Here is an 8,545-nt window from a genome sequence, read left to right as displayed (position 1 = left end):
CACACTTTTGATGAATTAGATCGTTGTGGTAAATGTGCAGTTGAAAAGTTGAAAGCAGGCAAGCTAATATTCCCACAGGGGGATAAGCATTTAAGTAGATTGTTAGCTCCTTCATTACTGCTATATGTGATAGGTGAGACTAAACCAGTAAAGCGTAAGAAGAAAGTTAGTGAGAATCAGTTGAGCTTATTTTGATAGAAGAACTATTTTAAGAAGAGGTGATTAAATTGAGAAAACCAGTCGTTGGAGAAATTTTGTTTGCGGTATGGGTAGGCGGTAGAAAGTTAAATGAGAAAAGCAAAGAGGTCATTGTAACAAAGGTAGGAAGAAAATATTTTTATGTATCTGATTTAGTGTGGGAGCCTAGATTCCATATTGAAACGTGGAGAGAGGATAACAATATTGGCTTCGGTAATTGGAAACTATATGAAACAAAACAAGTTTATTTAGATGAGGTTGAGGCTGATAGAATCTATCAAACAATTAAAAGTAACTGTTTTGATGGATGGAATAATAAGACAAAGCTTTCACTGGACCAGTTAAGACGCATTCAGCAAATTATCAACGAATAGAAAGTTAATTTTATGAGGTGATAGTATGAGTAAAGGTTGTGTATATGGTTATGTAGATGTCTATGTTGCTTGTTCTTCTAATAACGGTGTATTAGTCGGCAGCACAGACGTAGAGAGAGCTAAATTCGCACTGGAAAGCTGTTATCTTAGTGATGTAGCCGATGGAGTGAGAGCAGATTATTGGATTGAAGTCTATGATGGGAAAAATATAATCGGAATCATTGATTTCAATAAAGAAACATTAGGATTTAGCAGTCAGTTTATAGAAAACTAATTTTATGAGGTGAGGATATGAAAGAAATATTAGTATTAGGTGATGTAACAAACGATTTTAGAAGATTAGGAATTGATGTTCGTCAAACGTATAAAGGTGAGAAATACGGAGTATGTGAAGTAACTGAGGAAGAGTATGAAGTTCTATGTTCAGAACCTGATTCTAAAGGAACTTGGATCAATACTGGTTGGTGTGATGAACCTGAGAAGAGGTTAGCTGGTAAATTTGGATTTGTTTATATTAAGGGCGAAAAAATGAAGGGAGCACTTGATGATAATGCAAGATATTCAGATTTGTTAGAATACTTGTGTTTACATCACGGAGTATCATGGTTCAATGGTCCTGTGGTATGTGGTTTTGCTAAGGCTTTAGCGAAGTTAAATAATATGAAAATGAGTGAACTGTTCATTAAATATCAAGGTTAATCAAAATTAATGATCTATGAGGTGAGAGTATGCGTAGAGACAGTTACTTATTCACGTTATATAGGAACGGTCATGCAGAAAATCGAACATATGACACTATAACAACAGATAGTGAAGCTTATGAAATGGCAGAGGAATTGGAAAAGTGTTTAAAACTAGACAAAGTTACTATTTTTAGACAACATGTTGAATGGCATTGCATTGGTGAGAGAGAAGATGGAGAACTAACGATTTGAGGTGAGAGTATGAGCTTAAAGATAAAAAAGAAACGGTATTATCCAAGTGAAATGCCTTGCCCAGATTGCGGTAGGAGAAATTACTGGGTTAACAGTATTCCGATTTTATTTTCATTAGAAGATGAACATAAACGTTGGTATCGTTGTGATTGTGGGTGTAGGTGGACCACAAGAGGTATCAGAGGTGCTTAAAAAGAGGTGATAGTTATGAAAATGAGATTAAGAAAGAAATGTATTCGAAAATTTTTAGTTAGCAAAATACCATATCCTATAGGAAAAGGAGTTCAATATATTTATCGATTTCCTAACGGCAAAGGAGCTTCGGTCATTAAGTTTGAAGTGTGTGATGGATTCGGTTCATACGGATGTGATGTTGGATTGTATGAAATGGCAATACTTCAATTTGACAATGATGGATATCCTGTTGTTCAAGATGTTGAGGGTTATTTAACACCAAAAGATATCATTATAAGGTTAGAAAAAATAAAAGGTATGGTGGAGGGGTGAGGTTTTGAAAATTCTAGGTGTAATTCTAATTCTAATAAATGTAGGATTTGCGATAACAGGAATGCAGTTAGCATTTGAAGCAGAAGGAGATACGGAGCAATTTATAATTTTATGGATCCTGATATTTATATTTGGATTCAATGGGTTTTATATAATACAAAGTATGTAAATAATAAATCATTAAGAAATAGGAGACGATGAAAAATGAATAAATTTAAAATTGGAACAACAATGTTAACAGGATTAGTCGTAGCGGGAGGATTATTTGTTACTTGTACAGTCAGAATTGATCCTGGTTATGCTGGAATTCAGTATTCATTAAATAATGGAATTCAAGGTGAAGTCTTAAATCAAGGGTTGCATTTAAAAAGTCCGTTTATGAAAGTAACCAGCTACTCAGTGGCAACGACACAAGGTAATTTATCTAAAGACCAAAAAGAAGGTTCAAAAGATGATGATTCGTTCATGATTGCAACATCGGACGGAAAAACAGTAGAAGTCGATTTAGAATACTCTTATCATTTTAATGTGGAGGATTTACCAGCTACCTTTACTCAATTTAAAGGACAAAGTGGAGAAGAGATTGAGACTACCTTTATGCGAGGTAAATTAAAAACATATGCAAATGACGTTTCATCAAAGTTTAGTGTGTTAGATATCTATGGTGAGAAGAGAACGGAACTAAATGCAGCAATTCTAGAATATGCAAGAGAGAAGTTTGCTGAGTTTGGGATTATAATTGATTCGATTAACTTATCAAGAATTGAATTAGATGATCAAACGGCTAAGGCAATCCAGGATAAAATTAATAAACAACAAGAGTTAGAATCGTTAAAAGTAGAGGCTCAAAAAGCAGAAGTCGAAGCAGAGAAGTTATTAGTTCAAAAACAAGCAGATGCGGACGCCAAAATTTTAGAAGCGGAAGCTGAAGCAGAGGCCATTAGAATTAAAGCAGAGGCTGAGGCAGAAGCGAACCGATTAATTTCAGAATCACTGACAAATGAGTTATTGCAGTTAGAACAAATTAATAAATGGAACGGTGATGTGCCGCAAGTACAAGGGGATTCAACACCGATTATTGACTTAAAGTAAAAAAGTTTAAGTAATAAATCATCAAGAAGCGGGATATGAGGTGAAGAGTGTGACAGTAGAAGAAATATTGTTAGAATATCGTAGAGCAAAGCGAGAGGTGGCGATATATACAACTGAATTGCGAAGTTTAGAAGAGTTGACCTTTATTAAGATAACCAAATATGAACCAAGTGGTGGAGTTAGTCTTGAACAAGAAGAACGTTATTGGAAATGGATGAATGAGAAAGATGAACTTAGAATGAAATTGGCACTCGCAAAAAGAAAGGTGGCACGGGTTGAAAAAGCATTAGAAATAATTTCTGAATCTCATCCTCACGAGTGTAATGCTATGTTACTTTATCATTGCCACAATAAAGGGATTAGTTATATCGCGCATCAGATAGGGTATAGTCGTAATGTGATTAAGAATAAGATAAAAGTTGGAGAGGAAGAGTTAATAAAGTTATTGAAAATATAAAATTTCACAAAGTGTGCATAAAATGTGCAAAGAGTGTGCAAAGATAGTGCATTTTAAGCAAAAATCCGTGGTATTATGATAGTGTGGTTTTCTACCCACAGATGTTCTGAATTGCTACAAAGCCATAAAAAAAACCTCATAAAGAAAAGTCATATCAGTTGGTATGGCTTTTCTTTATGCATTAATCTAATTCAAGTCAAATATTTCAAAGGAGAAACTAAGAGGAATGAAACATTAAGAACTAATGTAGCAAAAGAGTGTATTGAGCGAGCAGGAGGTAAAAAGAACTAAAAAAGCTATATTTATTAGGTTGAGAGGGTGATGTTGAAATGAAGCTTACCCCTAAACAACAGTCATTTGCTGATTATTATCTACAGACAGGAAATGCTACAGAAGCTGCTATTAAAGCGGGTTATAGTGAAAAGACAGCCCGTATCACAGGATGTGAAAACCTAACAAAACCTAACATTGTTACTTATATTGAGGAAAAGCAAAAAGAAATCGACGCTCAACGAACTGCAGATATAGTAGAAGTTAGAGTATTTTGGACTGAAACCATGCGAAATCCTGCTAATAGAATGAAAGATCGTTTAAAGGCAAGTGAACTAATTGCTAGAACCTCAGGAGCATTCTTAGAAAAAGTTGAAGTGAATGGAACAGTGACAACTCTTAATCCATACGAAAACTTGACTGAGAAAGAATTGAAAAAATTAGCAGGGATTGAGTAGGTGAGAGGATGGATTTAGGATTAGTACAATTAGGAGCAAAAATAGAACTTGCAAGGCGGGAGTTCTTTTTTTATTGTCATTTAAAAGCACCTGATTTTTATAAAACTGATCGTCAATATCTTGTGGAACTATGCACTGAGTTTCAAGAGTTTTATGAGAGTGAAGATGAAGTCTTAATTATTAATGAACCACCTCGACATGGTAAAAGTAGAACAGCCGGTTTATTCGTTGAATGGGTGTTAGGTAAGAATCAAAATGAGAAGATCATGACGGGGTCTTATAACGAGACATTATCGACCATGTTTTCTAAAAACGTCCGTAATTCAATTTCCGAACTAAAAGCAGATGTTTATAAACCAACCTTCAGTGATGTTTTTCCTGGTGTTGCAATTAAGCGTGGGGATGGAGCGATGAATTTATGGTCACTTGAAGGTGGTTATAATAATTATCTTGCGACTTCCCCAACTGGAACAGCAACTGGATTCGGAGCCTCTATGTTGATTATTGATGACTTAATTAAGAATGCAGAAGAGGCTTATAATGAGAGTGTCAAAGAAAAACATTGGGACTGGTTTACGAATACAATGTTATCCCGACTTGAAGAGGGTGGAAAAATCATTATTATTATGACACGTTGGGCGAGTGATGATTTAGCAGGCCGAGCATTAGAACATTATCGAAGTCAAGGAGCAAAAGTCAGGCACGTTTGTATGAAGGCGATGCAGCATGATGGTTCCATGCTTTGTGATGAAGTTTTATCTAAGAAGAGTTATCTAGCCAAAATAAAAGCAATGGGTGAGGATATTGCGATGGCCAATTATCAGCAAGAGCCAATCGATTTAAAAGGGTGTTTATATAGCAGTTTTAAAACCTATTCAAACCTACCGACTGATGCGGAAGGAAGAAACCTGATTACTTCTATTAAGGCCTACTGTGATACGGCCGATGAGGGAAGTGATTATTTGTGCAATATCATCTATGCTGAATACCATAATGAAGCTTATGTGATGGATGTGTATTACACAAAAGACGCTATGGAAATTACTGAAAAAGAAGTGGCTAAGCGGTATGTTGAGTATCAGGTTAATCGGGCATTAATCGAATCTAATAACGGTGGTCGTGGATTTGCGAGAAGTGTGGAACGTATTTTAAGAACAGACTTTAACAGTAATAAAACTAAAGTAGATTGGTTTCATCAAAACCAAAATAAAAAAGCACGTATTCTATCGAATAGTACGTGGGTGATGGAACATATTTATTTTCCAGTCAATTGGCGAGATAGATGGCCAGAGTATTACAACGCAATGGTCAAGTATCAACGTGAAGGTAAAAATAAAAATGATGATGCACCTGATGCAACAACAGGGGTTGCTGAACAGTTTAATACTCGAAGAAAACCTAAGTTCCATTCCGGTCATGGACTTGGAATCTAGAAAGGGGGTAAATAGTGCTAAAGACTCATTCAGTGAAAGAAGAATTAACTAGGACGGAGATTGTTGAATTAGTTAATCAGCATAATGGGAGATTACCTCGCTTATTAAAACTCAAAGATATGTATGAGAATCGTAACGGTATTAAAGGAAGACTACAATCAGATGATAGTAAACCTAACAACAAAATTAGTCATCCATATGCTGATTATATTGTTAATAGTATTGTTGGCTATTTTATGGGGAAACCAGTTACTTACTCCTTTAATGACAATCAAGAAATAACAGCTTTATTTGATGATATCTATAAATACAATGATGAATCAGCTGAGAATACTCAATTAGCGACAGATGCCTCTATTTATGGGGTATCATGTGAATTGATGTATTTAGATAAGGAATTGAATCCACGATTTAAAGCGATTAGTCCATTAGAAGCGATTGCTATTTATGATACCAGTGTGGAAGAGAATTTAATTGGTTTTATCAGGCATTGGAAGATTAAAGATGTAGATAACAAAGATGTGGACTATGTTGAATATTACAATAGTTATAAAGTCGTGAAGTTTACAACAAATGATAACAGTGTGTATGAAGAACAAGAGCACTTTTGGGGAGATGTCCCAGTAGTAGTTGTTGAAAATAATAAAGACTTATGTTCAGATTTCGAGAAGGTTGTTGATTTAATCGATGCACTTGATAAAGTCGTGAGTGATACAGCGAATGATTTTGAGATGTTCACAAATGCTATTCTCGTGGTAACAGGGATGGACTTAGAAGAAGAGGATTATGAAAAATTAAAGACGACACGAGTTATGAATATTAAAGATGTAAGCGGAAAAGCAGCGTATTTATTTAAAGATTTGCCTGATGCAGCATTAGAAAATTATAAAAATAGGTTAGTTGATGATATACATAAATTTAGTTCAGTCCCTAATATGTCAGACGAGAATTTTGCGAATAACCTGAGTGGTGTCAGTATGCAGTTTAAACTATCGTCATTAGAGTTTAAATGTGCAACCAAAGAAAGTTATTTTAGAAAGGCGTTATTGAGACGGATTGAATTAATTTGTAATGCATTATCCTTGTTAGGTAAACTGACTATCAAAACCGATGAGATTATTAAGAGTGTTGATATTCGATTTACTCGAAACACTATTAATAATAATGATGAGTTGGCTACTCGTGCGTTGCAGTTATCGACTATCTTAAGCAAGGAAACCTTATTAGAAAATTTATTACCATTCATTCCATCTGTTGAGGAAGAGTTAGAACGTTTAGCAAAAGAAAAAGAAGAAAAGCTTAATTCTATTAAGGATTTTGATTTAGATGATCAAGGTCACTTCGTTAATTCAGCTAAAGCGTTAGAAGGTGTAGAAGATGAGCAAGACGAAGAAACTGAAGAGTAAAGAATACTGGGAGAAGCGGGAAGCCCTATTAGCAGAAAACTTTACTTATCAGACAGATTTTACTTTTAAGCGAATCAGAACGGTTTATAAATGGGCCATGAAAGAAATTGAACGTGAAATTTTAGTTTGGGAGTCAAGGAAAGAAAAAATCTTGAAAGAAAGTCCTGAGTTTAGATTTTCGGAACTTAAAACGTTACAGGATTTGAAGGAATCTACCCGTTTAGTTTTGGAGGAAATGTATAAAGTGGAGTCTAGGGCTTTATCCGATTCATTAGATCAATTATTTGTTAAAGATTTAGTGGATATGGAAGCTTTAGATAAACAATATACAGCGTATAAGAAAAAACTTGAACAGGCTCAAGACACACCTATTTCATTAGCCATTCAAGCTCAAGCCAATTATCCTCAAAACTTACCGTATGTTGAGGAAGTATTAAAGAATCCTGTTCAGGCTCAAACTTTGAGTCAGAATATTTGGTATGTCGGATATGCAGGAATAGATTATAAGAGTCGAATTAATCAGCGGGCTAAGATGATTCAGGGCGAATTAGAAGATATCTTTACTCAATCATTTATTCGGGGCGAATCTTATGGCCAAACAGCAAAGAGAGTGATGGAACGATTAAATGTTTCTTATTCCCATGCTAAACGATTAGTGCAAACTGAATTACGTATGTGTGAAGTTAAAGCAAATTGTGAACACGCTAAGCGATTAGGATTTAAATATAAAAAGCGAAAAACAGTAAAGGACGCTCGTGTCTGTAAGAAATGTCAGGAATTAGAAGGACGTGTTTATTTAATTTCTGATTTAGAAAAAAATCCGTATTTAGCGATTGCACATCCGAATGAGCGTTGTTACTTGATAGAAGTGAGTGATGTAAAAGGTGAACGGTTATATGCCGAGCAAGATAAATAAAGGAGTGAATGAAATGAACTTTGGACAAGCGTTAGAATTATTGAAAAAAGGTAAGAAAGTAGCACGTCAAGGTTGGAACGGTAAACACCAATACATAGAGTTAGCAACAAATATTAGCTATACAAGTACTAACAATGAAGTAATTAATGCAAACCATGAAGCAATAGGTAATAATGCAATAGCTTTTGTTGGAACCTCGGGTGTTCAAATCGGTTGGCTTGCAAGTCAAGCTGATATGTTAGCAGAGGATTGGGTGTTTGAGAAAGAAGAAAGATGGCATGATTCTTATGGAAGTGTTTATCTTGAGAAAAGATGGGTAGATACTCTCAGTATTGGAGATCTTTTTAATGGTTATCAACCCCAAACTGAAATTGAACGTTTATGTTTATCGCTCATGGAAGAGTTGAAGAAAACAAAACATCCATACCACAGCGTTTTAATTACAGAAGATTCATTTAAAGTTTTAGAAACAAAACAATGCGGAATGAGAACAGAATAG

The 8,545-nt window shown here is 34.9% G+C and carries 14 protein-coding genes; all 14 read left to right on the top strand.

Annotated elements, in window-relative coordinates:
• Positions 1–195: hypothetical protein (locus tag QWC74_RS00270; protein WP_288993772.1), on the top strand; the 195-nt coding region annotated here is incomplete at its 5' end.
• A 32-nt stretch (positions 196–227) separates the two neighbouring features.
• The gene (locus QWC74_RS00265; protein ID WP_155223061.1) at positions 228–572 is read left to right on the top strand and encodes a hypothetical protein; all 345 of its coding nucleotides are present in this window, start codon (positions 228–230) and stop codon (positions 570–572) included.
• Between the two features lie 25 nt (positions 573–597).
• Positions 598–846 (top strand): hypothetical protein, encoded by a 249-nt coding sequence (locus QWC74_RS00260; RefSeq protein WP_155223062.1) that lies wholly within the window; start codon positions 598–600, stop codon positions 844–846.
• 17 nt (positions 847–863) lie between these two features.
• The gene (locus QWC74_RS00255) at positions 864–1,271 is read left to right on the top strand and encodes a hypothetical protein (RefSeq protein WP_155223063.1); all 408 of its coding nucleotides are present in this window, start codon (positions 864–866) and stop codon (positions 1,269–1,271) included.
• A gap of 29 nt (positions 1,272–1,300) precedes the next feature.
• Complete coding sequence (locus QWC74_RS00250) at positions 1,301–1,507, top strand: hypothetical protein (protein WP_155223064.1); 207 nt, start codon at positions 1,301–1,303, stop codon at positions 1,505–1,507.
• Positions 1,508–1,516: 9 nt separating this feature from the next.
• The gene (locus QWC74_RS00245; RefSeq protein ID WP_155223066.1) at positions 1,517–1,699 is read left to right on the top strand and encodes a hypothetical protein; all 183 of its coding nucleotides are present in this window, start codon (positions 1,517–1,519) and stop codon (positions 1,697–1,699) included.
• A gap of 15 nt (positions 1,700–1,714) precedes the next feature.
• The gene (locus tag QWC74_RS00240) at positions 1,715–2,014 is read left to right on the top strand and encodes a hypothetical protein (protein ID WP_155223067.1); all 300 of its coding nucleotides are present in this window, start codon (positions 1,715–1,717) and stop codon (positions 2,012–2,014) included.
• Between the two features lie 204 nt (positions 2,015–2,218).
• Positions 2,219–3,106 (top strand): prohibitin family protein, encoded by an 888-nt coding sequence (locus QWC74_RS00235; protein ID WP_155223068.1) that lies wholly within the window; start codon positions 2,219–2,221, stop codon positions 3,104–3,106.
• Positions 3,107–3,146: 40 nt separating this feature from the next.
• Complete coding sequence (locus QWC74_RS00230; RefSeq protein ID WP_155223069.1) at positions 3,147–3,563, top strand: hypothetical protein; 417 nt, start codon at positions 3,147–3,149, stop codon at positions 3,561–3,563.
• Positions 3,564–3,892: 329 nt separating this feature from the next.
• A complete protein-coding gene (locus QWC74_RS00225; RefSeq protein WP_155223070.1) occupies positions 3,893–4,291 on the top strand; it encodes a terminase small subunit in 399 nt (132 codons plus the stop codon).
• A gap of 8 nt (positions 4,292–4,299) precedes the next feature.
• Positions 4,300–5,724: a phage terminase large subunit gene (gene terL, locus QWC74_RS00220; RefSeq protein ID WP_155223071.1), complete on the top strand. Its 1,425-nt coding sequence runs from the start codon at positions 4,300–4,302 to the stop codon at positions 5,722–5,724.
• A 14-nt stretch (positions 5,725–5,738) separates the two neighbouring features.
• Positions 5,739–7,130 carry a phage portal protein gene (locus tag QWC74_RS00215; protein ID WP_155223072.1) on the top strand — a complete coding sequence of 464 codons (1,392 nt, stop codon included), beginning with the start codon at positions 5,739–5,741 and terminating at the stop codon, positions 7,128–7,130.
• Positions 7,102–8,046, top strand: a complete 945-nt coding sequence (locus QWC74_RS00210) for a minor capsid protein (protein ID WP_155223073.1) — start codon at positions 7,102–7,104, stop codon at positions 8,044–8,046. The genes QWC74_RS00215 and QWC74_RS00210 overlap by 29 nt, the downstream gene beginning before the upstream one ends.
• On the top strand, positions 8,027–8,545 hold the full coding sequence (locus QWC74_RS00205) for a DUF2829 domain-containing protein (protein ID WP_155223074.1): 519 nt from the start codon (positions 8,027–8,029) through the stop codon (positions 8,543–8,545). Before QWC74_RS00210 ends, QWC74_RS00205 begins: the two co-directional genes overlap by 20 nt.

The organism is uncultured Turicibacter sp., assembly GCF_938044715.1.
GTDB classification, from domain to species: domain Bacteria; phylum Bacillota_I; class Bacilli_A; order MOL361; family Turicibacteraceae; genus Turicibacter; species Turicibacter sanguinis.
This window is presented reverse-complemented; position numbering and strand designations above follow the sequence as displayed.

Bases quoted from the DNA above. Each gene is read 5' to 3' on its own strand.
- QWC74_RS00260 (WP_155223062.1), top strand. From the start codon at position 598: ATGAGTAAAGGTTGTGTATATGGTTATGTAGATGTCTATGTTGCTTGT.
- QWC74_RS00255 (WP_155223063.1), top strand. From the start codon at position 864: ATGAAAGAAATATTAGTATTAGGTGATGTAACAAACGATTTTAGAAGA.
- QWC74_RS00250 (WP_155223064.1), top strand. From the start codon at position 1,301: ATGCGTAGAGACAGTTACTTATTCACGTTATATAGGAACGGTCATGCA.
- QWC74_RS00245 (WP_155223066.1), top strand. From the start codon at position 1,517: ATGAGCTTAAAGATAAAAAAGAAACGGTATTATCCAAGTGAAATGCCT.
- QWC74_RS00240 (WP_155223067.1), top strand. From the start codon at position 1,715: ATGAAAATGAGATTAAGAAAGAAATGTATTCGAAAATTTTTAGTTAGC.
- QWC74_RS00235 (WP_155223068.1), top strand. From the start codon at position 2,219: ATGAATAAATTTAAAATTGGAACAACAATGTTAACAGGATTAGTCGTA.
- QWC74_RS00225 (WP_155223070.1), top strand. From the start codon at position 3,893: ATGAAGCTTACCCCTAAACAACAGTCATTTGCTGATTATTATCTACAG.
- terL (WP_155223071.1), top strand. From the start codon at position 4,300: ATGGATTTAGGATTAGTACAATTAGGAGCAAAAATAGAACTTGCAAGG.
- QWC74_RS00210 (WP_155223073.1), top strand. From the start codon at position 7,102: ATGAGCAAGACGAAGAAACTGAAGAGTAAAGAATACTGGGAGAAGCGG.
- QWC74_RS00205 (WP_155223074.1), top strand. From the start codon at position 8,027: ATGCCGAGCAAGATAAATAAAGGAGTGAATGAAATGAACTTTGGACAA.